Here is a 26,416-nt window from a genome sequence, read left to right as displayed (position 1 = left end):
CCGCGATGTCATCGGCGCGCTGCGCCAGTCCGCGGAGAGCGCCACCGGCCTCGCAGCCCAGATGTCGGGCTATCGCGCCGGCCTGCTGGGCTCGATCGCGGCCGCCTGCACCGCGGCGTGGCGGGTCGCCCTGGCGCCACCACCGAAGGAGACCCCGTGACCTCGGTCGAGCCGACCCCGGATCGCGACCTGCCGTCCCGCCCCGCCGACGGCGCCGACGGGGCGCTCTACGCCGCGATCGCCACCGAACACGCGACGATCTACGGATACGGCCTGGTGTCGGCGCATTCCACGCCCGAGACGAACTGGCTGGTCTCGGCGTCGATCTCCGAACACCGGAAACGTCGGGAGGCCGCGATCGCGCTGCTGGAGCAGCGGCAGGTGTCCCCGCCGCTGCCGGCGGCCGGCTATCAGGTGCCGATGCCCGTCGACGATCCGCGCGAGGCCGCCAAGCTCGCGGTCCGGATGGAGGAGGACGGCGCCGCGGCGTGGCGGGCGGTCGTGGAACAGGCGACCGGCACCGAGGACCGGACCTTCGGGCTCACGGCGTTGACGGAGTCGGCGGTCGCGGCGGCGCGCTGGACGCAGATCGTGGGCACCGATCCGGTCACCGTCGCCTTCCCCGGCGGCAACGAGTAGCGCTACCGCACGGCGGCCAGGATCTCGGCCGCCGCGCCGTCGACGCCGATCTCGCGCTTCTCGCCGGTGAACCGGTCACGCAGCTCGACCACCCCGTCGCCCCAGCCGCGGCCCACCACGACGATCCACGGCACGCCGAGCAGTTCGGCGTCCTTGAACTTCACCCCCGGGGAGGACTTGCGGTCGTCGAGCAGCACCTCGAGTCCCAGCCGGTCGAGCTCGCCGGCCAGTTCGGTCGCGCCGGTGCGGGCGCCGTCGTCCTTGTTGGCGATCACGACGTGGACGTCGAACGGGGCGACCGCGGCGGGCCACCGCAGGCCCAGCTCGTCGTGCTGTTGTTCGGCGATCACGGCCACCAGGCGGGACACGCCGATGCCGTAGGACCCCATGGTCAACCGCACCGGCTTACCGTCCTCGCCGAGGACGTCGGCGCTGAACGCCTCGGTGTACTTGCGGCCCAACTGGAAGATGTGGCCGATCTCGATGCCCCGGGCACTGACCAGCGGGCCGGCCCCGTCCGGTGACGGATCACCGTCGCGCACCTCGGCGGCCTCGATGGTCCCGTCGGCCTGGAAATCGCGGCCCGCGAGCAGTCCGACGACGTGCTTGTTGGGCGCGTCGGCGCCGGTGATCCACGCCGTGCCGTCCACGATCCGCGGGTCGACGAGGTAGCGGACCCCGTTGTCCAGCAATGCTTTCGGGCCGACGTAACCCTTGACCAGGAACGGGTGCCTGGCGAAGTCGGCGTCGTCGAGCAGCGCGTACTCGGCCGGTTCCAGCGCCGCGCCGAGCCGCTTCTCGTCGACCTCGCGGTCCCCCGGCACCCCGACGGCCAGCAGTTCCCATTCGCCGCCCGGTTCGCGGACCTTGAGCAGGACGTTCTTCAGCGTGTCGGCGGCCGTGACCGCGCGCCCGGCGAAATCCGGCAGGTCGGCGCCGTTGGCCCAGTCGACGAGCGTCGCGATCGTCGGGGCGTCGGGGGTGTCGTGGACCACCGCCTCCGGCCGGCCCTCGATCGGCAGAGGTTCGGGAACGCGGGTCAGCACCGCCTCGACGTTGGCGGCGTAGCCGGACTCCAGGCAGCGGACGAAGGTGTCCTCGCCGACCTCGCTCTCGGCCAGGAACTCCTCGGATGCGCTGCCGCCCATGGCTCCCGACACCGCGGAGACGATCACGTACTGCACCCCGAGGCGCGCGAAGATCCGCTGGTACGCCTCACGGTGGAGGTGGTAGGCGGTTTTGAGACCGTCGTCGTCGACGTCGAAGGAGTACGAGTCCTTCATCACGAACTCGCGCCCGCGCAGGATGCCTGCGCGGGGCCGGGCCTCGTCGCGGTACTTGGTCTGGATCTGAAACAGGATCAGCGGGAAGTCCTTGTACGAGCTGTACTCCCCCTTCACCGTGAGCGTGAAGAGTTCCTCATGGGTGGGGCCGAGCAGATAGTCGTTGTCGCGGCGGTCCTTGAGCCGGAACAGCGTGTCGCCGTACTCCGTCCAGCGGTTGGTGGTCTCGTACGGCGCGCGCGGAAGCAGCGCGGGGAACAGGATCTCCTGGCCGCCGATCGCGGTCATCTCGTCACGGACGATCTGTTCGACCTTGCGGAACACGCGCAGCCCGAGCGGCAGCCAGGTGTAGAGGCCGGGGCCGACGGGGCGCACATAGCCGGCCCGGATGAGCAGCTTGTGACTGGGCACCTCCGCGTCGGCGGGATCGTCACGCAGGGTGCGCAGGAACAGCTCTGACATGCGGGTGATCACAGCGGACCACCTTAGCCGCCGGGCAGGTCACCGACGGCGGTCGGTCAGCTCAGAGCTCACCGGCGTCGAGCGCGTCCTTGACCTCCTGGGCGTGCGCGACCTGCTGGGAGGTGTACCCGATGAGCAGCGCCGCACCGCCGACGAGGACCGCCACGGCGGCCACCCACAGCAACCCGTAGGTGTAGCCGGCGTCGAGCGCGGCCATCTGCGTGCTGTCCATGTTCTTCACCGGCCCGGTGGTGCCGCCCAGGTACAGCGTGCGCGACGTGATCACGGCCTGGATGATGGCCAGCACGACCGGTCCGCCCAGGTTCTGCATCATCAGCGTGATCGCCGAGACCGGGCCGATCTGGTCGAACCCGACGCCCGCGATGGCCGACAGCATCAGCGCGACGAAGATGATCCCGATGCCGATGCCGCCGACCACCAGCGGCACGACCAGGTTCGGGAAGTACGGGATTCCCGCGTTGAGCGTCGAGCCGTAGATCATCGCGCCGAGCACCAGCACGCCGCCGGAGATCACCAGGACCCGCGGCGGGAAGACCGACACCAGCTGTGAGGACAGCGCCAGGCCGATACCCATCGCGATGGCGAACGGGATGAAGCCGATACCGGCACGGAGCGGGCTGTACCCGAGAATGTCCTGCACATAGAGGCCGATGAGCACCGACAGCGTGAACATCACCCCGCCCGCGAGGAAGACCGCGCCGAAGGTGGCGACGCGGTTGCGGTCGCGGAACAGGGAGAACGGGACCACCGGGTTCTCCGCCGTGCGCTCGACGAGGACGAACGCGATGAGGAAGACGCCGGCGGCGACGATCGAGCTGATGGTGATCGGCGACACCCAGCCCTTCTCAGGGCCCATGGAGAAACCGAACACCGCGGCCGTACATCCGAGCGTGGCCAGGATGGCCCCGGACGCGTCGAGCTTCATCCGCTCCTTGTGCGTTTCGCGGAGCGAGGTGTAGGCCAGGTAGAGGATGAGCAGGCCGATCGGGACGTTGACCAGGAAGGCCCACCGCCACGACAGCTCGGTGAGCGCTCCGCCGACCACCAGGCCCATGACCGAGCCGACGCCGGTCATCGCCGCGAACACCGCGGTGGCGGCGTTACGGGCCGGGCCTTTCGGGAAGGTCGTCGCCACGAGTGCCAGAGCGGTCGGCGAGGCGATCGCCGCGCCGATGCCCTGCAGCAGGCGGGCGATGACGAGGGTCGCCTCGTTCCAGGCGATGCCGCACAGCACCGAGGCGATGGTGAACAGCGCGACGCCGACGATGAACGTCCGCTTGCGGCCGATGGTGTCGCCGAGGCGGCCGCCCAACAGCATCAGTCCGCCGAACGTGAGCACGTAGGCGGTGATGACCCAGCTGCGGCCGGCGTCGGACAGGTTGAGCGCATCTTGGATCTTGGGGAGCGCGACGATGGCGATCGTGCCGTCCATCGTGGCCATGAGCTGCATGCCGGCGATCGCGATGACCGCGGCGAAGAACCGTCGCGACGGGGCCCACGTCGGTGTCTTGGCACGCCCGCCGGGCGTTTGTTCCGCACTCATCGGCTGCGCACGCTTCGACCGCCCTTCGGCGCCTCGGATCATGGCGGCGCGCTCCGCGTCGTTGAGAGCCGTCATAACGGGTTACCTTACAGTACTCTTAGAAATCTTTTATCCGCCGAAGGCTGCGACGGGCCCGATCACGATGATCGCGGGAGGTCGGATGCCCTCGGCACTCATCCGTTCCGGCGCGTCGGCGAGGGTGGCCCGCAAAGTGCGTTGCGCGGTCGTGGTGCCGTGCTGGACGACGAGAACAGGCGTTTCCGCAGGTCGGCCGCCGGCGATCAGCACCCTGGTGAACAACTCGATCCGTTCGACGGCCATCAGCAAAACGATGGTCCCGCTCAGTGCGGCGAGCGCATCCCAATTGACTAACGATTCGGGGTGATCCGGCGCAACATGCCCGCTGACCACCACGAACTCGTGCGTCACGTGCCGGTGGGTGACGGGCACACCGGCGAGCGCGGGAACGCCTATGGCGCTGGTCACACCCGGTACGACGGTGACCGGGATGCCGGCGTCGGCGCACGCGAGCACCTCTTCGTAACCGCGTGCGAAGACGAACGGGTCGCCGCCCTTGAGGCGCACCACGAACTTGCCCGCCGAGGCCCGGTCGATGAGCACCTGGTTGATCGCGTCCTGCGCCATCGCCCGGCCGTACGGGATCTTGGCGGCGTCGATCACCTCGACATGCGGCGGTAGCTCGGCGAGCAGTTCCTGTGGGGCCAACCGGTCGGCGACGACGACGTCGGCCTGGGCCAGCAGCCGGCGCCCCCGCACCGTGATGAGTTCCGGATCCCCGGGCCCACCGCCGACCAGGGCGACGCCCGTGGTCACCGTGACGGGGGCGTCCCCGGAGATCAGCCCGCCGGCGAGCGCCTCGTGGATGGCCGACCGGATTGCCGCCGAACGGCGATGCTCACCGCCGGCGAGCACTCCGACAGACAGACCCTCGTACTCGAAGGACGCGGGCGTGACGGCGGTGCCCTCGCGGGCGATGTCGGCGCGCACGCAGAAGATGTGGCGGCGTTCGGCTTCGGCGACGACGGCCGCGTTGACGTCGGGGTCGTCGGTCGCGGCGATGACGTACCAGGCGCCGTCGAGGTCGCCGACGCGGAAGTCGCGCAGTGTCAGTGTGATTCCGGTCATAGCCTCGACGGCCGGCGTGGCGGCGCGCGCGATGACGTGCACGTCGGCGCCGTTCGCGATCAACAGCGGCAGCCGGCGCTGCGCGACCGTGCCGCCACCGACGATGACGACCTTCCTGCCGGCGAGCCGCAGGCCGACGAGGTACGCGTTATCGGTCACCCGGCGAGCTTAGAGCGTGTGGCCGATGCGACGAAGCGGGCGATCGCCCGGGGGTGTGCGGCCGGGTGGGTGTGGAGGTAGCCCGCGTGCACGCCGGAGCGCACCGCCCCGTCGGTGACGGTGCCCGTCGGTCCGCCCGCGAAGTGCCAGGCCGCCTCGTACCGGTCGGTGAATGTGACGGCGGTGCGGTGGAACTCGTGGCCGGTGACCCGCTCCCCCACGCGGTGCAGCGACGAGTCGGTGACGGCGATGGCCTGCCGGTATCCGAGCGTGAGGCGGTCGGTGAACCGCGCCGAACCCGACAGCACCCCGCACATCGGCCGGCCGTCGAGGTCGTCGACGAGGTAGGTCAGCCCCGCGCACTCGGCGTGGATCGGGGCCCCGAGCGCGGCCAGCTTCGCGATCTGTTGCCGCACAGGCGCATTGGCGGACAGGTCGGCGGCGTGCTGTTCGGGGAATCCGCCGGGGATCACCAGCGCCGACGCGTCCGGGGGCAGTTCGTCGGTCATCGGGTCGAACTCGACGACCTCCGCGCCGGCCGCGCGCAGCAGTTCTGCGTGTTCGGGATAGCCGAAGGTGAAGGCCTTTCCGGCCGCCAGTGCGACGGTCACGGCGGGCGCCGCGGCCGCCGCGACGCCCGGGTCCCACGGCGCATCGGTCACGGCGGTGCGCGCGGCGCCGACGACGGCGTCGAGGTCGACATGTCGGGCGACCAACTCGGTCATCGCGGCGACCGCGTCGCGGGCCGCGCGTCCGTGTTCCACCGCGGTGACCAGGCCGAGGTGGCGGGACGGGACGGCCAGCGCCTCGGTGCGCGGGATCGATCCGAACACGGACAGCCCGGCGTGTTCACAGGCCTGCCGCAGCACCTCCTCGTGCCGTGGTGAGCCGACCCGGTTGAGGACGACGCCGGCGATGCGGGTGTGTGGGTCGAAGGTCGAGAAGCCGTGCAGCAGTGCGGCGATGCTGTGGCTCTGACCCCGGGCGTCGACGACGAGGACCACCGGTGCGCCCAGCAGACCCGCCACGTGTGCGGTCGAACCCGTTGCCGGGCCGGACATCTGATCGCCGATGCGCCCGTCGAACAGACCCATGACGCCCTCGACGACGGCGATGTCCGCGCCGGCGGTACCGTGCGCGTACAGCGGGCCGATCAGGTGTTCGCCGACCAGGACCGGGTCGAGGTTACGGCCGGGGCGACCGGTGGCGAGGGCGTGGTAACCGGGGTCGATGAAGTCCGGGCCGACCTTGAACGGCGCGACCGCGTGCCCGCCACGCCGCAGCGCTCCCATCAAACCCGTTGCGACCGTGGTCTTTCCGCTCCCGGAGGCGGGTGCGGCAATCACCACGGCGGGGACCGTCACCGCCCTCCCCTCTCATCGCGAGAGTGCGTGTCTGCACACGACATGCCGGGGATTCCCCGGCAGTCTGCGCACGCTCGCGGGGTGTCGAGGGGGACCGGAATCACCACTCGATGCCCTTCTGGCCCTTGCGGCCGGCGTCCATCGGGTGTTTGACCTTGGTCATCTCGGTGACCAGGTCGGCCGCGTCGATCAGCGGCTGGGGTGCGTCGCGGCCGGTGATCACGACGTGCTGCCTGCCCGGACGCGAACGCAGCACCTCGATGACTTCCCCGGTGTCGACCCAACCCCATTTGAGTGGATACGTGAACTCGTCGAGCACATAGAACTCGTGGCGCTCCTCGGCGAGCCGGCGGGCGATCTCGGCCCACCCGTCGGCCGCAGCGGCGGCGTGGTCGTCGTCGCTGCCCGGCTTGCGCGACCACGACCAGCCGGACCCCATCTTGTGCCATTCGACGGCGCCGCCCGCGCCGTTCTCGTCGTGCAGGCGGCCGAGCTCACGGAACACCGACTCCTCGCCGACCTTCCACTTCGCGCTCTTGACGAACTGGAACACCGCGATGTCGAAGCCCTGGTTCCACGCGCGCAGCGCCATGCCGAACGCGGCGGTCGACTTCCCCTTACCCGGGCCGGTGTGCACGGCGAGCAGTGGTGCGTTGCGCCGGGCGCGGGTGGTCAGCCCGTCGTCGGGGACGGTCGTGGGACGGCCCTGCGGCATGGGTTCCTCCGTTAGGCGGCGGTGCGGTCGGTCTGGGTGACCAGGCGGGTGAGATCGTCGGCGCGCAGGTGCGCCAGCCGGACCGCGGGCGCACGGAGCGCCGCGGCGAGTTCCTCGGCCAGACCCAGCCGCACGAACGACGTCTCGCAGTCGACGACCACGGCCGCGGCGCCTTCGGCCACCAGGCGGGCGGCGGCCTCGCGCGTGCGGCCCAGCGGATCCGGTCCCCCGGTGGCGCGGCCGTCGGTCAGCACGACGACCAGACAGCGCCGGGCGCGGTCACGGGCCTTCTCCCGGACGACGACGTCGCGGGCGGCGAGCAGACCCTCCGCGAGTGGCGTCTTGCCGCCGGTGTCGAACTGCGACAGCCGCCGGCTGGCGATGTACACCGACGTCGTGGGCGGCAGCAGCAGCCTGGCCTGCCGCTGCCGGAAGGTGATCACCGCGACCTTGTCGCGCCGCTGGTATGCGTCGCGCAGCAGGGACAGCGTGGCGCCGCCGACCGCGGCCATCCGGTCGCGGGCCGCCATCGAACCCGAGGCGTCGACGACGAAGATCACCAGATTGCCCTCGTGCCCCTCGCGTACGGCCCGGCGCACGTCCCGCACCCCGGGCCGGGGCCGGCCGGGCACGCGCTGGTTCTCCGCGGCGGCCAGCAGTGTCCCGAAGACGTGCAGGCCGTGTCCGGTCTCCGCGTCGGCGGTGGACGCCACGACGGTGCCGGTGCGGTTGCGGGCCCGGGACCGCCGGCCGGGGGCACCCTCCCCGACGCCGGGCACCACCAGGGTTCTCGTCTTGAAGACCGCGGACGGGGCGCCGCTGCTGCGCGTCCGTTCCGACGACGAACCCTCTTGCGGCCGAGTCGGTTCCGGCGATTCGCCGGGCGCGCCCCCACCGGGCGGGTCGGGCGGCGGGTCCGGGTCGGGATCCGTGTCGGCCGCGTCGGCGGATTCACCGGCCTGCTCCATCGCCTCGTCGAGGCGCTCGGGGTCCAGTCCGGGGTCGTCGAACGGGTCGCGCCTGCGCCGGTGCGGCAGCGCGAGTTCGGCGGCCACCCGGATGTCCTCTTCCCCGACGGTGACACCCCCCGTCACCCCGGTCTGCGCGGCGCGCCAGGCGGCGTGCGCGACCGCGGTGCGCGCGACCACCAGATCGGCTCGCATACCGTCCACGTCGAACGCCGCACACAGGGCGGCGATCCGCCGTAACTCGTTGTCCGGCAACGATACCGACGGCACGAGTGCACGCGCCTCGGCCACCCGCCGCGCCAGGTCGGCGTCTCGGCCGGCATGACGCTCGGCGAAGCCGGCCGGGTCCGCCTCGAACGCCATCCGTGCACGGATGACCTCGACGCGGACGTCGACGTCACGCGACGCCGCGACGTCCACGGTGAGCCCGAACCGGTCGAGCAGTTGCGGGCGCAGTTCGCCCTCTTCGGGATTCATCGTGCCGATCAGCACGAACCGCGCCTCGTGGGTGTGGGAGATGCCGTCGCGTTCGATGTGCACCCGGCCCATCGCGGCCGCGTCGAGCAGCACGTCGACCAGGTGGTCGTGCAGCAGGTTGACCTCGTCGACGTAGAGCACGCCACCGTGGGCCCGCGCGAGCAGGCCCGGCGAGAAGGCGTGTTCGCCGTCGCGCAGCACCTTCTGCAGATCCAGCGATCCGACGACGCGGTCCTCGGTCGCGCCGATCGGCAGCTCGACCAGCGCACCGCCGTCGACCCGGGACAGGATGTGCGCCAGCCCGCGCACGGCGGTCGATTTCGCGGTGCCCTTCTCCCCGCGGATCAGCACGCCGCCGATCTCGGGGCGCACCGCGCACAGCAGAAGGGCCAGCAGCAGCCGGTCGTGGCCGACGATGGCGCTGAACGGATACGTGGGCGTAGCGGCGGCGGTCACGGGTGGGCCGTTCCGGAGGCCGGGCGCAGCATCGGCACGTGCGGAATGCCGTCCTCGACGAATTCGTCACCGGCACGGACGAATCCGTGCCGGGCGTACATCTCCTCCAGATATGTCTGGGCGTCGATGCGGCACGGGTGGTCGCCGACGTCGGCGAGTGCGGCCTGCATCAACCGGGCGGTGTGGCCGTGGCCGCGCGCATCCCTGCGGGTGCAGACCCGGCCGATGCGGAAACCCTTGTGCCCGCCGGGATGTTCCTCCATCAGCCGCAGCGTGGAGACGACCTCACCGTCGGGACCCTCCAGCCAGAAATGACGGGTCTCGGCGAGCAGATCGCGGCCGTCGAGTTCCGGGTACGGGCAGGCCTGCTCGACGACGAACACCTCGACCCGCAGTTTGAGCAGTTCGTAGAGCGTCGCCGCGTCCAGGTCCTTGGCCCAGCTGCGGCGCAGCGCGACCGTCATCGTCGCACCACGTCAGGCGGTCACCGCGGTCGCGCGCGACGCATCGGACTCGTGCTCGGTGTCCGGGCCGGCGATCGGCAGACCCGAGGCCGGGCGGTCCAGTTGGAGGACCCGGGTGCCGTGCGCCCACACCTCGTCGAACAGCTTCGGCTCGTCGGAGAGCTTGACGCCCAGCGACGGCACGATCTCCTTGAGTTTGGGCAGCCAGGTGCCGTAGCGCTCGCCGAAGCAGCGCTCCATGACGTCGAGCATCGCGGGCACCGCCGTCGACGCCCCGGGTGAGGCGCCCAGCAGACCTGCGATGCTGCCGTCTTTGGCGGCCAGCACCGTGGTGCCGAACTCCAGCACCCCGCCCTTGCCCTTGCGACGGATCACCTGCACCCGCTGACCGGCGATGTCGAGCTCCCAGTCGGAGTCCCGTGCGCTGGGGGCGAAGTCGCGCAGCGTCTCCACCCGGTCGGCCTCGCTGAGCAGCAGCTGGCCGATGAGGTACTTGAGCAGGCCCATCTCGGTGAGGCCGACGCCGAGCATCGACGCCAGGTTGTTCGGCTTGACCGAGAACGGCAGGTCGGTGACCTTGCCCTGCTTGAGGAACTTCGGCGACCAGCCCGCGAACGGTCCGAACAACAGGAAGGACTTCCCGTTGATGACGCGGGTGTCGAGGTGTGGCACCGACATCGGCGGCGCACCCAGGGGCGGCATCCCGTAGACCTTGGCCTGATGCCGCGCCGTCAGCTCGGGATTGCCGGTGCGCAGCCACTGCCCGCCCACCGGGAAGCCGCCGAAGCCCCTGGCCTCCTCGATGCCGGCCTTCTGCAGCAGCGGCAGCGCGCCGCCGCCCGCGCCGACGAAGACGAACTTCGCGTTGAGCTTGCGCTTGGCGCCGGTGCGGCGGTTGAGCACCTTGACCGACCAGCTGCCGTCGGACTGCTTGTCGAGGTCGCGGACCTCGTGGCCGAACAGCGTCGTCATGCCGCGCTGGGCGGAGTAGCCGATCAGCTGACGCGACAGCGAGCCGAAATCGATGTCGGTGCCGTCCTGGGTCCAGTTCAGCGCGACCGGTTCGCGGAAGTCGCGCTTGTCCGCCATGAACGGCAACCGCCTGGTGAACTCATCGCGGTCGTCGATGTACTCCATCGTCGCGAACAGCGGGTTGGTGACCAGCGCGTCGTAACGGGCCCGCAGGTACTGCACGTTCCTCGCCCCGCTGACGAAGCTGACGTGCGGGATCGGGTTGATGAAGTTGCGCACGTCGGGCAGCACGCCGTTCTCCACGGCGTAGCTCCAGAACTGCCGCGAGACCTGGAACTGCTCGTTGATGTGCACCGCTTTGGTGATGTCGATGGACCCGCCGGGCCCCTCCGGCGTGTAATTCAGCTCGCACAGCGCGGAGTGGCCGGTGCCCGCGTTGTTCCACGCGTCGCTGCTCTCGGCCGCCGCGCCGTCGAGCCGCTCGATCAGCGTGATGGTCCAGTTGGGCTCGAGCAGCCTGAGCAGCACGCTCAGCGTGGCGCTCATGATGCCGGCACCGACCAGCACGACGTCGGTCTTGGCTACCTGTGCATCGGACACGGAATCAGACAACTCAACGGTCCTTTTCGTCGCGGCTGTGGGACGGCTTACCTGGTCAAGGTTATCCCGCTGAGGGGCGCGGCAACCGTGCGGCCACTGTGCCATCGCTCACCGCTGTGGCCTGCGCCTTCGCCGGGCCGCCTAAGGTGACATCCGTGAGCGCCCGGGGGCTGAGCTGGGAAGCGGACGTGCTGCCCGACTACCAGCGGCACACCCTCGCGCTGGGCCGTGATCCAGACGGGGAGGGTGACCTCGTCGCGACGATCGTGCGGCACGGCCGGCCGCAGCCGCGGGCACGCCACGCCGTGTTGCTGGTGCACGGGTTCACCGACTACTTCTTCCACACCGAACTCGCCGATCACCTGGCCGCCCGGGGGTTCGCCTTCTACGCGCTGGACCTGCACAAATGCGGGCGGTCACACCGGGACGGGCAGACGCCGCACTTCACGACCGACCTGGCGCGCTACGACCGTGAGCTCGAGCAGGGTCTGCGGATCATCGCGCAGGAGACCGACGGCGCCGCCGTGCTGGTGGTCGGCCACTCCGCGGGCGGGCTGATCGTGTCGCTGTGGCTGGACCGGCTGAGGCGGCAAGGGATGACCGCGCGTTTCGGTGTGACCGGCCTGGTGCTCAACAGCCCGTGGTTCGACCTGCAGGGGCCTGCCGTGCTGCGCTCTGCGGCCACCTCGGCCGCCCTCGGGGCGGTGTCGCGATTCGGCAAGCGCCGCGTCGTGCGGGCGCCGAACCCGGGCGGCGGCTACGGCGCCACCCTGCACCGGGACTTCGCGGGCGAGTTCGACTACAACCTCGACTGGAAACCGGTCGGCGGGTTCCCGGTCACGGCGGGCTGGATCAGCGCCGTCCGCCGCGGCCACGCGCGGCTCCACCGGGGTCTGGACGTCGGTGTGCCCAACCTGATCCTGCGGTCGGACCACAGCGTGCGCGAAGAGCCCGATCCAGACACGATGCAGCGCGGTGACGCGGTGCTCGACGTCGCGCACATCGCCCGCTGGGCGGGTTGTGTCGGCAATCGGAGCACGATCGTGCCGATCGCCGACGCCAAACACGACGTGTTCCTTTCACTCGCCGAGCCACGACGGACGGCCTACGGTGAACTGGATCGCTGGCTCGACTGGTATCTGGCCGAACACCCGGCTACGACGCGACGATCCGAACGGGGACTATAGATGGGGCGAGCGAAGCGACGGGGGATCTAGATGGCGCACTTCGATATCGCGATCATCGGAACGGGTTCGGGCAACACGATTCTCGACGAACGCTACGCCGACAAGCGGGTGGCCGTGTGCGAGGAGGGCCTCTTCGGCGGCACCTGCCTCAACGTCGGGTGCATCCCGACGAAGATGTTCGTCTACTCCGCGGGGATCGCCCAGAACGTCAGGGACGCAGCCCGTTTCGGCATCGACGCCCGTGTCGACGGGGTCCGCTGGAGTGACATCGTGTCGCGCGTGTTCGGGCGGATCGACCCGCTGGCCACCGGCGGTGAGCACTACCGGCGTGCCACACCCAACGTCGAGGTGTTCGCCGGCCACACCCGGTTCGCGGACACGTTGCCCGACGGCCGCTACCGGTTACGCACCGACGACGGTGACGAGTTCACCGCGGACCAGGTGGTGATCGCCGCGGGATCGCGCGCGACGGTGCCACCGGCGATCGCCGACTGCGGCGTGGAGTATCACACCAGCGACACCATCATGCGGCTGGCGGAGTTGCCCGAACACATCATCATCGCCGGCGGCGGCTACGTCGCCGCGGAGTTCGCGCACATCTTCTCCTCGCTGGGATCCCGGGTCACGATCGTCATCCGGGGCACGGCCATGCTGGCCCACGCCGACGACACGATCTGTGAGCGCTTCACCGACATCGCGGGCAAGAAGTGGGAGATCCGCAGCCGCCGCAACATCATCGGCGGCTCCACCGACGAATCCGGCGTCACGCTCAACCTCGACGACGGGTCCGCGCTGCACGGGGACGTGCTGCTGGTCGCCACCGGCCGGGTGCCCAACGGCGACCGGCTCGACGCGCACGTGGCGGGCGTGGCGGTCGAGGACGGTCTGGTCACCGTCGACGAGTATCAGCGGACCACCGCGCGCAACGTCTTCGCGCTCGGCGACGTCTGCTCGCGCTATCAGCTCAAGCATGTCGCCAATCACGAAGCACGAGTGGTGAGGAACAACCTGCTCGTCGACTGGGACGACACCGATACGCTGATGCCGGCCAACCACCGCAACGTGCCGTCGGCGGTCTTCACCGAACCGCAGATCGCCTCGGTCGGCCTCACCGAGAACGAGGCGCGCGCAAAGGGTTTCCGGATCAGGACCAAGGTCCAGGACTACGGTGACGTGGCCTACGGGTGGGCGATGGAGGACACCGAGGCCTTCGCCAAACTCATCGTCGACGACGACACCGGGCTGCTGCTCGGTGCGCACATCATGGGCCACCAGGCGTCCTCGATCATCCAGCCCCTCGTCCAGGCCATGGCGTTCGGACTGCCCGCCCAGGACATGGCGCGTGGCCAGTACTGGATCCATCCCGCACTGCCGGAGGTGGTGGAGAACGCGCTGCTGGCCCTGTGCGGTGAGCCGCCGTGGCCACCGGCCCGGCGGCACTGACCTCAGGGCCGCGGCACCACGAAACCCCACGGCAGCTCGAGCCGGTGGGCCGCCAGAAGTTGGGCGTCGGCGAGCAGGTCCGCGATCGGGCCGTCGGCCACCACCACACCGGCGTCGACGATGACGGCGCGCTCACACAGCTGCGCGGCGTAGGGCAGGTCGTGGGTGACGATGATCGTCGTGGCGCTGATGGTGCGCAGGGTCTCGGCGAGCTCGCGGCGCGCGACGGGGTCGAGGTTGGCAGACGGCTCGTCGAGCACCAGGACCTCGGGTTCACACGCCAGCACCGTGGCCAGCGCTGCGCGTCTGCGCTGACCGGCCGACAGGTGCGCGGGACTGCGGTCGGCCTCGCCGGTGAGTGAGACGGTCTCCAGCGCGCGGCGCACCCGCTCGGCCAGTTCGTCGCCGCGCACCCCGAAATTCGCGGGTCCGAACGCCACGTCCTGGGCGACGGTGGGCATGAACAGCTGGTCGTCGGGGTCCTGGAACACCAGGCCGACGCGCCTGCGGATCTCCGGAAGTGTTCTGCGCCCCACCGGGGTTTCGCCGATGTGCACGCGGCCCGCGGTGGCCTCGAGGACCCCGTTGAGGTGCAGCATGAGCGTCGTCTTGCCGGCGCCGTTGGGCCCGAGCACCGCGATCCGCTCGCCGGCGCCGATGGTCAGGTCCACGCCGGCGAGTGCGACGTGACCGTCGGGATAGACATGACGCAGTCGCTCGATGCGCACGGCGGGCGCGGTCATACGGCCACCCAGACCACCCACGCGGCCGCGGCCACCACGGCGGCGGCCGCCGCGGGCAGCAATGCGATGGCCCACTGCCCCCGGCGTGCCCTCGGCGGTGCGCCGACCGCCGCCAGATCTGGTGCGCGGCCGTCGAAACCCCTCGAGAGCATGGCCAGATGCACGCGCTCACCGCGTTCGTAGGACCGTAGGAACAGCGCGCCGACGCCGGTCGCGACGGCGCCTGCCTGGTGCAGCGCCCGCGGCGAATCGCCACGCGAGATGCGGGCGATCCGCATGCGGCCCGCCTCGGCCGCCAAGAGGTCGACGTAGCGGATCATCAGCACGAGCACCGAGGTCATGACGGCAGGCACCCGCAGCCGGCTCAGGGCGGCGGGCAGTTCGGCCGCCGGGGTGGTCGCGGCGACGGCCAGCGCGGCGGCGACGCCGAGGGTGCCCTTGGCGACGATGCCCCAGGCGGCGTAGAGGCCGGTGACCGAGAGCGACACTCCCGCAACGTCGGTCCGCTGCCCGCCTTCGGCGAACGGCAGCAGCACCGCGAGCACGACGAACGGCGCCTCGATCAGCATGCGGGGCAGCGCCCAGCGCGGTGGGACACCCGCGGCCCACCACACCGCGACGACGATCACCCCGAAGATCAGGTACGGCCACACCAGTTCGCGAGGGGTGGCGACGACGGCGAGCACGAACGCCACCAGGCACACGATCTTCGTCTCGGCCGGCATCCGGTGCACGGCCGAGTCGCCCGGCCGGTAGAGCGGATGCGCGCCGGCACCCATGACTATCTCCTGCTGCGGCGTGCGCGGGCGATGAACCAGAACAACGCCGTCCCTGCGGCGGCCGTCACGATCACACCGATGACACCGGCCAAGCCGTTGGTCTCGGGAACGCCGCCCACCGCGTAGTCCGCGAGCGGCGAGCCGGCCAGGGGATGCTCGTCGGCGTGCCGGGCGATGCAGTCCCCGCTCAGCGACTCCCCGTCCGCGGTTTCGACCACCTCACAGCCGCGCAGGGTCGTGGCGTCCAGGCCGTCCGGGCTGGCGCTGGCGAGGTAGGACAGACCCCCGGCCACGACGACGGTCACCGCGGCGAAGACGATCCAGAAGAGTCTGCTCACACCGCCACCTCGGCCCGCGTTCCGCGCAGGAGGTACACCAGGTCGGGGCGCACGCGTGCGACGGCCACCACGGTCAGGGCGGTGATGACGCCCTCCCCCACCCCGATCAGCGCGTGTGTGCCGCCCATGTAGGCGAGCACCGCTCCCATCGATGCGGGCGCTGCCCCACCGATGGCGTATTCGACCACGAATCCCATTGCCGCGCAGATGGTTCCGACCATCGCAGCGACGAACGCGACGACGCCGACCGCCGCCACCGGCACCGGATTCCTGCGTCTGGCGAATGCGTACAGCAGCACCGCGGTGCCATATCCGGCGGCGACGCCGATCACCGACATGTTCACGATGTTGGCGCCGAGAGCGGTGACGCCGCCGTCGGCGAACAGCAGCGCCTGTACCGTGAGCACCAGCGCGATACACAGGGCGCCGGTGAAGGGGCCGACGAGGATCGCGGCCAGCGCTCCGCCGAGCAGGTGCCCGCTGACACCGGGCAGGATCGGGAAGTTGACCATCTGCACGGCGAACACGAACGCCGCGACGAGCCCGGCCAGCGGCACCGCGCGCTCGTCGAGTTCGGTTCTGGCGCGAACGACGCAAAACCCCAGCGCCGCAACGGCTATCGCACCGAACAGCAGCGACGTCGGGGCGTTGACGATACCGTCGCTCATGTGCATGGCGACGTGGTCGACGTTCACTCTCCGAGCGTAGGACCGCCACGCACATCTGTCCAGGTGAACAGATGTGCAGGCGGGCTCAGCCGTGCCGGGCGCCGATCCAGTGCAGCAGGTCGTGCACGATCTCGTCGTCGAGGCGGTAGCTGACCGCCCGGCCCACGCGTGTCGAGCTCACCCAACCCTGCTGCCGCAGCACCCGCAGCGCCTGGGACACCGCGTTCTCCGAGCGGCCGAGCGCGGCCGCGAGGTCGCCGACGCAGATGCCGGGCGCCCGGTGCAGGCTCAGCAGGATCTCCAGCCGGTGCGGATCGGACAGCAGATCGAAGCGCTGCGTCCAGCCACCGGTGTCGACGTCGGCCAGTGCCGAGGTCGCCCGCTCGACCTGTCTGTGATCACCGGGTTGCTCCACTACCGACAATCTAATCGAGGAAGCCGTGCAGCAGCGCCGCAGATCCCGCGACGTGCGCCCGCATCGTCCGCTCCGCCGCATCGACGTCTGCGGCGAGGATGGCGATGACGATCTCATGGTGCTGCTCGTCGGAGTGGGCGATGTTGCGGGTCAGCAGCGGGATCTGGTCGAGCATCGCGTTGAGCCGCATCCGGTTCTCGGCCACCAGCGGGACCAGCGACGGCGAACCCGCGGCCTCGGCGATCGCGAGATGCAGCCGGGAGTCGAGCCTGCGGTAGTCCTCGGGCGCCGCGGCGCGGACATCGGCCAGCCGGGTCCACAGGTCCTCACGCTGCGCCGAGGAAAGCGTGCGTCCCGCCGCCATCCGGGCGGCGCCGACCTCGAGGATCTCCCGCAACCGCAGGGCGTCGTCGATCTCCTCGCGCGTCAGCCCGCGTTCGGCCCGGGTGTGCCGAGGCAGTTCCTCGGCGAGGAACGTGCCGCCGTAGCGGCCGCGGCGCGACACCAGGTAGCCGGCCTCGGCCAGCGATTTGATGGCCTCCCGGACGGTGTCCCGGCTGACGCCGAGGCGCGCGGCGAGTTCGCGTTCGGGCGGCAGTGACTCACCGGGTGCGAGAACACCGAGGCGGATGGTCTCCAGCAACCGGCCGACGGTGTCCTCGAACGCGTTTCCGAGCCGGACCGGCCGCAGGAGGGTCTCGCTGGCGGGCTGCGGTTCCGGTCCGGGACTCATCAGGACCTACAGCGGCGTGACGTAGTGGCCGCTGATGCCGCCGTCGACCAGGAAGCTCGACGCGGTGATGAACGAGGCGTCGTCGCTGGCGAGGAACGCCACCGCGGCGGCCAGTTCCTCGGGTTCGGCGAACCGTCCGACCGGAACGTGCACGAGCCGCCGCGCCGCGCGCTCGGGATCCTTGGCGAACAACTCCTGCAGCAGCGGGGTGTTCACCGGGCCGGGACACAGCGCGTTGACCCGGATGCCCTGCCGGGCGTACTGCACACCGAGTTCCCGCGACATCGCCAGCACCCCGCCCTTGGAGGCGGTGTAGGAGATCTGCGACGTGGCCGAGCCCATCACCGCGACGAACGACGCGGTGTTGACGATCGACCCCTTCTGCGCGGGCACCATGTGGCGCAGTGCGGCCTTGCAGCAGAAGAAGACCGACTTGAGGTTGATGTCCTGCACCCGCTGCCACGCGTCGATGCCGGTGTTCTCGATCAGGTCGTCCTCGGGCGGGCTGATGCCCGCGTTGTTGAAGGCGATGTCCACCGAACCGTGGGTCTCGGCGGCGGTGTCGAAGAGGGCGTCGACGGCCACCTGGTCGGACACGTCCACCTGGACGAAGGTCCCGTTGAGGTCGTCGGCGACGGTCTTGCCCGTGGCGGGGTCGATGTCACCGATGACGATGGTGGCGCCCTCGGCGCGCATGCGCTTGGCGGTGGCCAGGCCGATACCGCTGGCGCCGCCGGTGATGACGGCGACCTTGCCGGCCAGCCGCTGGGTCAGGTCCATCTAGCTCTCCTCCGATACGGCGTAGAACACGTTCTTGGTCTCGGTGAACGACAGCGGGGCGTCGGGGCCGAGTTCACGGCCCAGCCCGGATTGTTTGAAGCCGCCGAACGGGGTGTTGTACCGGACCGAGGAATGCGAATTGACCGACAGATTCCCCGCTTCCAGTGCGCGCGACACCCGCACCGCGCGGGACAGGTTCTCGGTCCAGATGGAACCCGACAACCCGTAGGGGGTGTCGTTGGCGAGTGCGATCGCGTCGGCCTCGTCGTCGAACGGCAGGACCGTCACCACCGGCCCGAAGATCTCCTCGGTGACGGTGCGGTCGGTCCGCTGCGGGGTGAGCACCGTCGGCGCGAACCAGTACCCGCGGCCCTCGGGAGCGGCTCCGCGGAAGGCGACCGGCGCGTCGTCGGACACGAAGGACGCGACCGATTCCCAGTGCTTCTTGCTCACCAACGGGCCCATCTCGGTGTCACGCGACGCCGGGTCGCCGACCCGAACCCCCTTGACCGCGGGTTCGAGCAGTTCCATGAACCGGTCGTAGACGTTGCGCTGCACCAGGATCCGGCTGCGCGCGCAGCAGTCCTGTCCGGCGTTGTCGAAGACCCCGTAGGGCGCGGTGGCGGCGGCCTTCTCCAGATCGCAGTCGTCGAAGACGATGTTGGCGCTCTTGCCGCCCAACTCCAGCGTGACCCGCTTGACCTGTGCGGCCGCACCGGCCATCACCCGGGTGCCCACCTCGGTGGAACCGGTGAACACGATCTTGCGGACGTCGGGATGGGTGACGAACCGCTCGCCGACCACCGAACCGCGACCGGGCAGAACCTGGAAGAGGTCGGCGGGCAGACCGGCCTCGACCGCCAGCTCCCCCAGCCGGATCGACGTCAGCGGCGTCCACTCGGCGGGTTTGAGCACCACGGCGTTGCCCGCGGCGAGCGCCGGCGCGAAACCCCACGCGGCGATGGTCATCGGGAAGTTCCACGGGGTGATCACGCCGATGACGCCGAGCGGCTCGTTGAACGTGACGTCCAGACCGCCGGCCACCGGGATCTGCTTGCCCGACAACCGTTCCGGGCTCGCTGAGTAGAACTGCAGGACGTCGCGGACGTGCCCGGCCTCCCATTCGGCGCTGCCGATGGGATGTCCGGAGTTGGCCACCTCGAGTGCGGCCAACTCGTCGACGTGCGCGTCGACCACCGCGGCGAACGAGCGCAGTGCGGCCGCGCGTTCGGCCGGCGCGAGCCGCGCCCACGTCCGCTGCGCCGACTTCGCCCGCGCCACCGCATCGTCGACGCCGTCGACGTCGAGCAGGTCGACGGTCCGCAGCACCTCCTCGGTCGCCGGGTTGATCACCTCACTGGAGGTCACGTCCTCACCCTTTCCATCGCATACTGGCTCGCGGCCTTGACCACCGCGGCGAACAGCCGCAGATCGTCGAGGCGCTCTTCGGGATGCCACTGCACCGCCACCACCCACCGGTCGGGATGGCGGCTCCGGTCCAGTTCGACCGCCTCGATCACCCCGTCGTCGTCACGGGCGCTGACGATCAGGCCGTCGCCGACCCGGTCGATCGCCTGGTGGTGGTAGCACTGCGCATCCGAGGTCTTCCCGATGAGCTCCGCCAGGCGGGTGCCGGGTTCGGTCCACACCGCCGAGGTGCCGAACACCGCGTTGCCCTTCTGGTGGTGGGTGTGACCGATCACGTCGGGCAGGTGCTGGAACAGCGTCCCGCCCAGCGCGACGTTGAGCACCTGCGCGCCGCGACAGATCCCCAGCACCGGAACACCGCGCCGCAGCGCCTCGTCGAGCAGCGCGAACTCCCATGCGTCGCGGACCCGGTCGGGTTCGTCGGTGGTGGGATGCGGCTCGTGGCCGTAGCGGGCGGGGTCGACGTCCTTACCGCCGGTCAGGATCAACCCGTCGAGTCCGTCGAGCACCCGGGCCGCCGCGCCGGAGTCGGCCGGCTGCGGGGGCAGCAGCACCGCGACGCCTCCGGCGAGGTTCACGCCCTGGAAGTAGATCGCGGGCAGGAAGCTCGCGTGGACATCCCAGACGCCGGTCTGTGCCTGCTGCAGATAGGTGGTCATCCCGAGTACGGGGCTGCGCTCAGAGCCGCTCAAAACCGCGCACCCTCTCCCAATCGGTCACCGCGGCGTTGAACGCGTTGAGTTCCACACGCGCGTAGTTGACATAGTGCTCGACGACGTCGTCACCGAAGGCGGCGCGCGCGACCTCGGAACGCTCGAACAGATCGGCCGCTTCCGACAGCGTCGTGGGCAGGCGTTCGGCGCCACTGGTGTAGGCGTTGCCCGTCACCGGGTCCGAAAGTTCGAGCTCGTTCTCGATGCCGTGGAGCCCGCCGGCGATGAGCGCCGACACCGCGAGGAACTGGTTGACGTCGCCGCCGGGCGCGCGGTTCTCCATACGCATCGCGGCGCCGTGGCCGACCACGCGCAGCGCGCACGTCCGGTTGTCGAACCCCCAGGCGATCGCCGTGGGCGCGAAGCTGCCCTCGGCGAATCGCTTGTAGGAGTTGATGTTCGGTGCGTAGCACAGCGACAGCTCGCGCATCGTCGCCAGTTGGCCGGCGATGAAGCTGCGGAACAGCGGCGACATCCCGTCCTCGGCGTCGTCGTCGGCGAATACGGCACTGCCGTCGGCGCCACGAAGCGAGATGTGGATGTGACAGCTGTTGCCTTCGCGCTCATCGAATTTCGCCATGAACGTCAGGCTCTTGCCGTGCTGATCGGCGATCTCTTTGGCGCCGTTCTTGTAGATCGTGTGGTTGTCACACGTCACCCGCGCGTGGTCGTAGCGGAACCCGATCTCCTGCTGCCCGAGGTTGCACTCGCCTTTGACGCCCTCGCAGTACAGGCCCGCACCCTCCATGCCGAGCCGGATGTCGCGCAGCAGCGGCTCCATCCGCGTCGACGCCAGCATCGCGTAGTCGATGTTGTAGTCGGTGGCCGGGGTGAGGCCCTTGTACCCGGCCGCCCACGCCGCCCGGAACGAGTCGTCGAACACCATGAACTCGAGTTCGGTGGCGGCATACGGCACCAGGTCCCGCTCGGCCAGCCGGTCGATCTGACGGTTGAGGATGCTGCGCGGAGCCTGCTTCACCGGACGGCCGTCGGTCCACGACAGGTCCGCCATCACCATCGCCGTGCCCGGCAGCCAGGGGATCAGCCGCAGCGTGTCGAAATCGGGGGTCATGACCATGTCGCCGTAGCCGGTCTCCCAGCTGGAGATCGCATATCCGTCGACGGTGTTGTTGTCGACGTCGACGGCCAGCAGGTAGTTGCAGCACTCGGCGCCGTGTGCGGCCACGTCGTCGACGAACAGCCGCGCCGAGATGCGTTTGCCGGTGAGCCTGCCCTGCATGTCGGTGAAGGCGACGATGACCGTGTCGATCTCCCGCTCGGACACCATGCGTTCGAGGTCGGCCTGCGCCAACATGCCGGTCTGGGTCCCCATGTGCGCACCTTTCCCATGGGCCCCGCCTGTGACGCGGAGCCGACCTTTGGCCAGCGATCTGCCGGACGTTCCCCCCGAAGGTTTACACGATCGGCACTCGCAAAGGTAGGACATCAGACCTTTGGCATCTTAGGCTCCGTTCTGCGGTCGCGCTGACCGGCCCCATACCGCGCTCGAGGGGCTCGGCGGTGCCATCGGGACGAGATCCTGCAGGGCCACACGGACTTGAGGCGGACCGCCACCGGCGATCACCGGCGTGGCGGGTGTGAGATGGGCCATGTCCAGCGCATATAGCGCAGGCAAGCGGGTATCAAGCGCGCGTGGGAACGAACGATCCGGCGGGAGTGATTCGCGGAGCCGCACCGCGCCCGGAACCCGGTCACGGTAGGGTCTAAGCGATGTGTGGAGCCACCGGCGAGGTACGCCTCGACGGCCGAAACCCAGACCTAGCCGCCGTCTCGGCGATGGCCGAGACGCTGTCACCGCGCGGCCCGGACGGCGCCGGCGCCTGGTCACAGGGCCGCGTCGCGCTGGGACACCGTCGCCTCAAGATCATCGACCTGTCCGAGGCGGGGGCGCAGCCGATGGTCGACTCCGACCTCGGCCTGGCCATCGCCTGGAACGGCTGCATCTACAACTATCAGCAGCTGCGCGACGAGTTGCGGGGTCACGGATACCGGTTCTTCTCGACCAGCGACACCGAGGTCCTGCTCAAGGCGTACCACCACTGGGGTGACCGGTTCGTCGACCGTCTCTATGGGATGTTCGCGTTCGCGATCGTAGAACGCGACAGCGGCCGGGTGCTGCTGGGCCGCGACCGGCTGGGCATCAAACCGCTCTACATCTCCGAGGACGCGCACCGCATCCGCTTCGCCTCGTCGTTGCCGGCCCTGGTCGCCGGCGGCGGCGTGGACACCCGCATCGATCCGGTCGCGCTGCACCACTACCTGTCCTTCCACTCGGTGGTGCCGCCACCACTGACGATCCTGCGCGGCGTCAAGAAGGTGCCGCCGGCGTCGCTGGTCGCCATCGAACCCGACGGCAGCCGCACCACCACGACGTACTGGACCCCGGATTTCACCAGGCACGGCGACCGCGCCGACTGGTCCGAGAAGGACTGGGAGGACGCGGTGCTGACGGCGCTGCGTCGTGCGGTCGAGCGCCGGTTGGTCGCCGACGTGCCGGTGGGTTGTCTGCTCTCGGGTGGCGTCGACTCCAGCTTGATCGTCGGCCTGCTCGCCGAGGCGGGTCAGACCGGCCTGCAGACGTTCTCGATCGGGTTCGAGTCGGTCAACGGCGTGGCCGGCGACGAGTTCAAGTACTCCGACATCGTCGCGCAGCGGTTCGGCACCGACCACCACCAGATCCGCATCGACACGGCGCGGATGCTGCCCGCCCTCGACGGCGCGATCGGCGCGATGAGCGAGCCGATGGTCAGCCACGACTGTGTGGCCTTCTACCTGCTCAGCCAGGAGGTGGCCAAGTACGTCAAGGTGGTGCAGTCGGGCCAGGGCGCCGACGAGGTGTTCGCCGGGTACCACTGGTACCCGCCGATGGCCGAACCCGGCGCCGCCTCGGTCGACGGTTCGGTGGCCAGTTACCGGGCGGCGTTCTTCGACCGCGACCCGGACGCCCTCAACAAGCTCGTCACCCCGCCGTACTTCGCCGACGGCGATCCCAGTGGCCGGTTCGTCACCGAGCACTTCGCCCGCGAAGGCGCCGCGACCGGCGTGGACCGGGCGCTGCGCCTCGACAGCATGGTCATGCTGGTCGACGACCCGGTGAAACGCGTCGACAACATGACGATGGCCTGGGGTCTGGAAGGCCGCGTGCCGTTCCTCGACCACGAACTGGTCGAACTGGCCGCCACCTGTCCCCCGGAGTACAAGACCGCCCAAGGCGGTAAGGGGGTGCTCAAGGAGGCGGCGCGCCGGGTGATCCCCGCCGACGTCATCGACCGGCCCAAGGGGTACTTCCCGGTGCCGGCACTCACCCACCTCGAGGGCCCCTACCTCGATCTGGTCCGCGACGCGCTGTCCGCGCCCGCCGCCAAGGAACGCGACCTGTTCCGGCCCGAGGCGGTCGACCGGCTGCTGGCCGATCCGAACGGCCGGCTCACCCCGCTGCGCGGCAACGAGTTGTGGCAGATCGCGCTGCTGGAGTTGTGGCTGCAGCGCCACGGCATCACGGGGCCCGCCGCATGACCAAACTCGACCCTCAGCTGGCCGAACACCTGGACCCCGACAGCGAGCACACCGAGGCCATCACCCTCAGCCTGCACGATGCGTCCCCGCAGCACCTGGTGGACGCTATGACCGACGACGTCGTGCTCGAACTGGGTTGGGGCCGGCTGATATTCGGCCAGACCTTCGCCGACCCGGAGAAGCTGGCGAAGGTGCTGCAGCACGAGGGCCCGGGCCGGCGCGACATCTGCATCTACGCCCGCGAATCGCACGTGCTGGTGGCGCGCTCGCCCTCGGAACTGTTCATCGACCCGAGCCACACCTACCGGTTGCGCTTCACCGAGGGCGAGGAGACGCCGGCCCCCACCCCGACGGGGTTCACGGTCCGGCCGTTGCGGAAGCAGTCCGACGCCGATGCGATGAACCGGGTGTACGTGCAGTGCGGGATGGTCCCCGCCCCGACGGACGTCATCTGGGAGAACAACAGCGACGCCGAATCGGTCGTCTACCTGGTCGCGGTGCGCGATGACGACGGCAGTGTCGTCGGCACGGTGACCGGCGTGGACCACAAGCTGTTGTTCAACGACCCCGAGGACGGATCGAGCCTGTGGACGCTGGCCGTCGACCCGACGTCCAGCCTCCCGGGGGTGGGCGCCGCGCTCACCCGCGCGCTGGCGAGGTTGTTCCGTGAGCGCGGGCGCGCGTACATGGACCTGTCGGTGGCCCACGACAACACCGCCGCGATCGCGCTCTACGAGAAGCTCGGATTCCACCGTGTCCCGGTGCTGGCGGTCAAGCGCAAGAACGCGATCAACGAACCGCTCTTCACGCACTCCCCCGAAACCGTCGACGATCTCAACCCGTATGCGCGCATCATCGCCGACGAGGCGATCCGACGCGGGATCTGGGTGGAGGTGCTCGACGCCGGCGCCGGAGAGATGCGTCTGAGCCACGGCGGGCGCAGCGTCATCACCCGGGAATCCCTGTCGGAGTTCACCTCCGCGGTGGCGATGGCGCGTTGCGACGACAAACGCCAAACCCGGCGGATCGTCTCCGGCGCCGGGATCACGGTGCCGAAGGGACGGCTGGCGACGTTCGACCAACAGGATCACGACTTCCTCGCCGAGGTGGGCGACGTCGTGGTCAAACCCACGCGCGGGGAGCAGGGCAAGGGGATCACCGTCGGCGTCGAGAGCGGCGAGGAACTCGACGCGGCCCTGGCGCGTGCCCGTGAACAGCACCCCGAGGTGTTGATCGAACAACGCGCGCCGGGCGACGATCTGCGCCTGGTGGTCATCGACGGCAAGGTGGTCGCGGCGGCGTTGCGCATGCCGGCGGAGATCGTCGGCACCGGCAAGCACACGATCCGCGAACTCATCGAGACCCAGAGTCGGCGGCGGGCGGCCGCGACCGGCGGTGAATCCCGGATCCCCATGGACAAGGTCACCGAGGGCACGGTCAGAGAGGCGGGCTGGTCGCTGGACGACGTGCTCCCCGAAGGCGAGCGGCTGCGGGTCCGCCGGACGGCCAACCTCCATCAGGGCGGCACCATCCACGACGTCACCGCGGACGTGAACCCCGAGCTGTGCCGGGTGGCGGTGGCCGCCGCGGAAGCCATCGGCATCCCCGTCACCGGGATCGACCTGTTGGTGCCCGACGTCACCGGTGTCGACTACGTGTTCGTCGAAGCCAACGAACGCCCAGGGCTGGCGAATCACGAACCACAGCCCACCGCAGCGGCTTTCGTGGACTTCCTGTTCCCCATGCAACCCGGGCTGCCGCAGGCGTGGACCCCGGAGGAAACGCCCTCGTAGTCACCAGGTGCTGGTGCGCAGCACGATCTCGGCGGCGAGTTGCGCCGTGGAGTCGGCGGCGTTGCGCCGGCCCAGCAGGTCGACCATGCGGTAGTCGCCGTAGACGAAACGCTGGCTGGCCTTGGCCACCGACCGCGAGGCCGGCGTGCTCACCAGTGCCGTGGTGTTCATCTCCACGGGCGGGCAGTGTTCGTCGCGGACGACACCGGCCGGGTCGGGAACGCGCGGATGGCCCCGGTCGATCACCACCAACCCGATGAAGCGGTCCAATCTGGTGGCGGCCAGCTCCCATGCGAGTTCGCCGCCGTGCCGGTCGCCCACCAGCAGCGCCCACCGGACGTCGATGGCGTCGAGGATGCCGACGACGGCCTTGGCCGTGAGCCGGGGATCGGCGCCGATCACGACGGTGCGCAGCGACGCGGTGTGCAGACGCTGACAGATCCCGTCGTAGGCCGCCGGCGAGTGCTGGGCCGCGCCGAGCAGCACCACCGCCGAGCCCTTCTCCGGGCCTGCCACATCCACCGGAACGGGGAAGCCGTCGACGGTGACCATGGAGGAGAGCACTCGGCCACGCTACCGGCTGCGCCGAC

The 26,416-nt window shown here is 70.2% G+C and carries 24 protein-coding genes and 1 pseudogene; 6 read left to right on the top strand and 19 right to left on the bottom strand.

Annotated elements, in window-relative coordinates; translation table 11 throughout:
- Positions 1-160: pseudogene (locus AU195_RS26490) on the top strand (hypothetical protein); the annotation flags it as partial.
- Positions 157-639 (top strand): ferritin-like domain-containing protein, encoded by a 483-nt coding sequence (locus AU195_RS18125; RefSeq protein WP_059160428.1) that lies wholly within the window; start codon positions 157-159, stop codon positions 637-639. The pseudogene AU195_RS26490 and the gene AU195_RS18125, both read left to right, overlap by 4 nt.
- A 2-nt stretch (positions 640-641) precedes the next feature.
- On the opposite strand, the gene AU195_RS18120 is transcribed toward AU195_RS18125, so the two are convergent.
- From AU195_RS18120 to mqo, 8 genes are all read right to left on the bottom strand, one after another.
- Positions 642-2,396, bottom strand: a complete 1,755-nt coding sequence (locus AU195_RS18120) for a proline--tRNA ligase (RefSeq protein ID WP_059160427.1) — start codon at positions 2,394-2,396, stop codon at positions 642-644.
- A 49-nt stretch (positions 2,397-2,445) separates the two neighbouring features.
- Entirely contained in the window at positions 2,446-4,023 is a 1,578-nt protein-coding gene (locus AU195_RS18115) for an MFS transporter (RefSeq protein ID WP_059160426.1), read from the bottom strand.
- Between the two features lie 33 nt (positions 4,024-4,056).
- Complete coding sequence (cobA, locus tag AU195_RS18110) at positions 4,057-5,253, bottom strand: uroporphyrinogen-III C-methyltransferase (RefSeq protein WP_059160425.1); 1,197 nt, start codon at positions 5,251-5,253, stop codon at positions 4,057-4,059.
- The gene (locus AU195_RS18105; protein WP_059160424.1) at positions 5,250-6,617 is read right to left on the bottom strand and encodes a cobyrinic acid a,c-diamide synthase CobB; all 1,368 of its coding nucleotides are present in this window, start codon (positions 6,615-6,617) and stop codon (positions 5,250-5,252) included. The genes cobA and AU195_RS18105 overlap by 4 nt, the downstream gene beginning before the upstream one ends.
- A gap of 100 nt (positions 6,618-6,717) precedes the next feature.
- A complete protein-coding gene (cobO, locus tag AU195_RS18100) occupies positions 6,718-7,332 on the bottom strand; it encodes a cob(I)yrinic acid a,c-diamide adenosyltransferase (protein WP_059160423.1) in 615 nt (204 codons plus the stop codon).
- 11 nt (positions 7,333-7,343) lie between these two features.
- Positions 7,344-9,233: a VWA domain-containing protein gene (locus AU195_RS18095; RefSeq protein ID WP_059160422.1), complete on the bottom strand. Its 1,890-nt coding sequence runs from the start codon at positions 9,231-9,233 to the stop codon at positions 7,344-7,346.
- Complete coding sequence (locus AU195_RS18090) at positions 9,230-9,697, bottom strand: GNAT family N-acetyltransferase (RefSeq protein WP_059160421.1); 468 nt, start codon at positions 9,695-9,697, stop codon at positions 9,230-9,232. Before AU195_RS18090 ends, AU195_RS18095 begins: the two co-directional genes overlap by 4 nt.
- 12 nt (positions 9,698-9,709) lie before the next feature.
- Positions 9,710-11,269 (bottom strand): malate dehydrogenase (quinone), encoded by a 1,560-nt coding sequence (gene mqo / locus AU195_RS18085; protein WP_059160420.1) that lies wholly within the window; start codon positions 11,267-11,269, stop codon positions 9,710-9,712.
- Between the two features lie 155 nt (positions 11,270-11,424).
- Here mqo and AU195_RS18080 point away from each other — a divergent pair, with 155 nt between their 5' ends.
- Together AU195_RS18080 and mtr are read left to right on the top strand one after the other, a co-directional pair.
- Positions 11,425-12,456 (top strand): alpha/beta hydrolase, encoded by a 1,032-nt coding sequence (locus tag AU195_RS18080; RefSeq protein WP_059160419.1) that lies wholly within the window; start codon positions 11,425-11,427, stop codon positions 12,454-12,456.
- Between the two features lie 30 nt (positions 12,457-12,486).
- On the top strand, positions 12,487-13,899 hold the full coding sequence (gene mtr / locus AU195_RS18075; RefSeq protein ID WP_059160418.1) for a mycothione reductase: 1,413 nt from the start codon (positions 12,487-12,489) through the stop codon (positions 13,897-13,899).
- A gap of 2 nt (positions 13,900-13,901) precedes the next feature.
- On the opposite strand, the gene AU195_RS18070 is transcribed toward mtr, so the two are convergent.
- The 10 genes from AU195_RS18070 to AU195_RS18025 are packed head-to-tail and all read right to left on the bottom strand — an operon-like array spanning position 13,902 to position 21,829.
- Entirely contained in the window at positions 13,902-14,642 is a 741-nt protein-coding gene (locus tag AU195_RS18070) for an energy-coupling factor ABC transporter ATP-binding protein (protein WP_059160417.1), read from the bottom strand.
- Positions 14,639-15,421 carry a cobalt ECF transporter T component CbiQ gene (gene cbiQ / locus AU195_RS18065; RefSeq protein ID WP_059160416.1) on the bottom strand — a complete coding sequence of 261 codons (783 nt, stop codon included), beginning with the start codon at positions 15,419-15,421 and terminating at the stop codon, positions 14,639-14,641. Before cbiQ ends, AU195_RS18070 begins: the two co-directional genes overlap by 4 nt.
- A 2-nt stretch (positions 15,422-15,423) precedes the next feature.
- Positions 15,424-15,759: a PDGLE domain-containing protein gene (locus tag AU195_RS18060; protein WP_059160415.1), complete on the bottom strand. Its 336-nt coding sequence runs from the start codon at positions 15,757-15,759 to the stop codon at positions 15,424-15,426.
- The gene (locus AU195_RS18055; RefSeq protein WP_059160414.1) at positions 15,756-16,454 is read right to left on the bottom strand and encodes an energy-coupling factor ABC transporter permease; all 699 of its coding nucleotides are present in this window, start codon (positions 16,452-16,454) and stop codon (positions 15,756-15,758) included. The genes AU195_RS18060 and AU195_RS18055 overlap by 4 nt, the downstream gene beginning before the upstream one ends.
- Before the next feature lie 58 nt (positions 16,455-16,512).
- Positions 16,513-16,842, bottom strand: coding sequence for an ArsR/SmtB family transcription factor (locus AU195_RS18050; protein ID WP_172800621.1), 330 nt, complete (start codon positions 16,840-16,842; stop codon positions 16,513-16,515).
- A 10-nt stretch (positions 16,843-16,852) separates the two neighbouring features.
- Positions 16,853-17,575 carry a FadR/GntR family transcriptional regulator gene (locus tag AU195_RS18045; protein ID WP_059160413.1) on the bottom strand — a complete coding sequence of 241 codons (723 nt, stop codon included), beginning with the start codon at positions 17,573-17,575 and terminating at the stop codon, positions 16,853-16,855.
- Between the two features lie 6 nt (positions 17,576-17,581).
- On the bottom strand, positions 17,582-18,355 hold the full coding sequence (locus AU195_RS18040) for a 3-oxoacyl-ACP reductase (protein WP_059160412.1): 774 nt from the start codon (positions 18,353-18,355) through the stop codon (positions 17,582-17,584).
- Positions 18,356-19,723 (bottom strand): aldehyde dehydrogenase family protein, encoded by a 1,368-nt coding sequence (locus AU195_RS18035; protein ID WP_059160411.1) that lies wholly within the window; start codon positions 19,721-19,723, stop codon positions 18,356-18,358.
- Positions 19,720-20,442 carry a gamma-glutamyl-gamma-aminobutyrate hydrolase family protein gene (locus AU195_RS18030; RefSeq protein WP_059160410.1) on the bottom strand — a complete coding sequence of 241 codons (723 nt, stop codon included), beginning with the start codon at positions 20,440-20,442 and terminating at the stop codon, positions 19,720-19,722. Before AU195_RS18030 ends, AU195_RS18035 begins: the two co-directional genes overlap by 4 nt.
- Before the next feature lie 19 nt (positions 20,443-20,461).
- Complete coding sequence (locus AU195_RS18025) at positions 20,462-21,829, bottom strand: glutamine synthetase family protein (protein ID WP_059160409.1); 1,368 nt, start codon at positions 21,827-21,829, stop codon at positions 20,462-20,464.
- A gap of 398 nt (positions 21,830-22,227) precedes the next feature.
- Here AU195_RS18025 and AU195_RS18020 point away from each other — a divergent pair, with 398 nt between their 5' ends.
- Complete coding sequence (locus AU195_RS18020; RefSeq protein ID WP_059160408.1) at positions 22,228-24,033, top strand: N-acetylglutaminylglutamine amidotransferase; 1,806 nt, start codon at positions 22,228-22,230, stop codon at positions 24,031-24,033.
- On the top strand, positions 24,030-25,826 hold the full coding sequence (gene ngg / locus AU195_RS18015; protein WP_059160407.1) for an N-acetylglutaminylglutamine synthetase: 1,797 nt from the start codon (positions 24,030-24,032) through the stop codon (positions 25,824-25,826). The genes AU195_RS18020 and ngg overlap by 4 nt, the downstream gene beginning before the upstream one ends.
- On the opposite strand, the gene AU195_RS18010 is transcribed toward ngg, so the two are convergent.
- Positions 25,827-26,378, bottom strand: coding sequence for an alpha/beta fold hydrolase (locus AU195_RS18010; protein WP_059096861.1), 552 nt, complete (start codon positions 26,376-26,378; stop codon positions 25,827-25,829).
- Between the last annotated feature and the right edge of the window lie 38 nt (positions 26,379-26,416).

The sequence above is a fragment of the Mycobacterium sp. IS-1496 genome (genome assembly GCF_001499995.1).
Taxonomy (GTDB): domain Bacteria; phylum Actinomycetota; class Actinomycetes; order Mycobacteriales; family Mycobacteriaceae; genus Mycobacterium.
The sequence above is the reverse complement of the archived record's forward strand: the minus strand, read 5'-3'. Positions and strand labels throughout refer to the sequence as shown.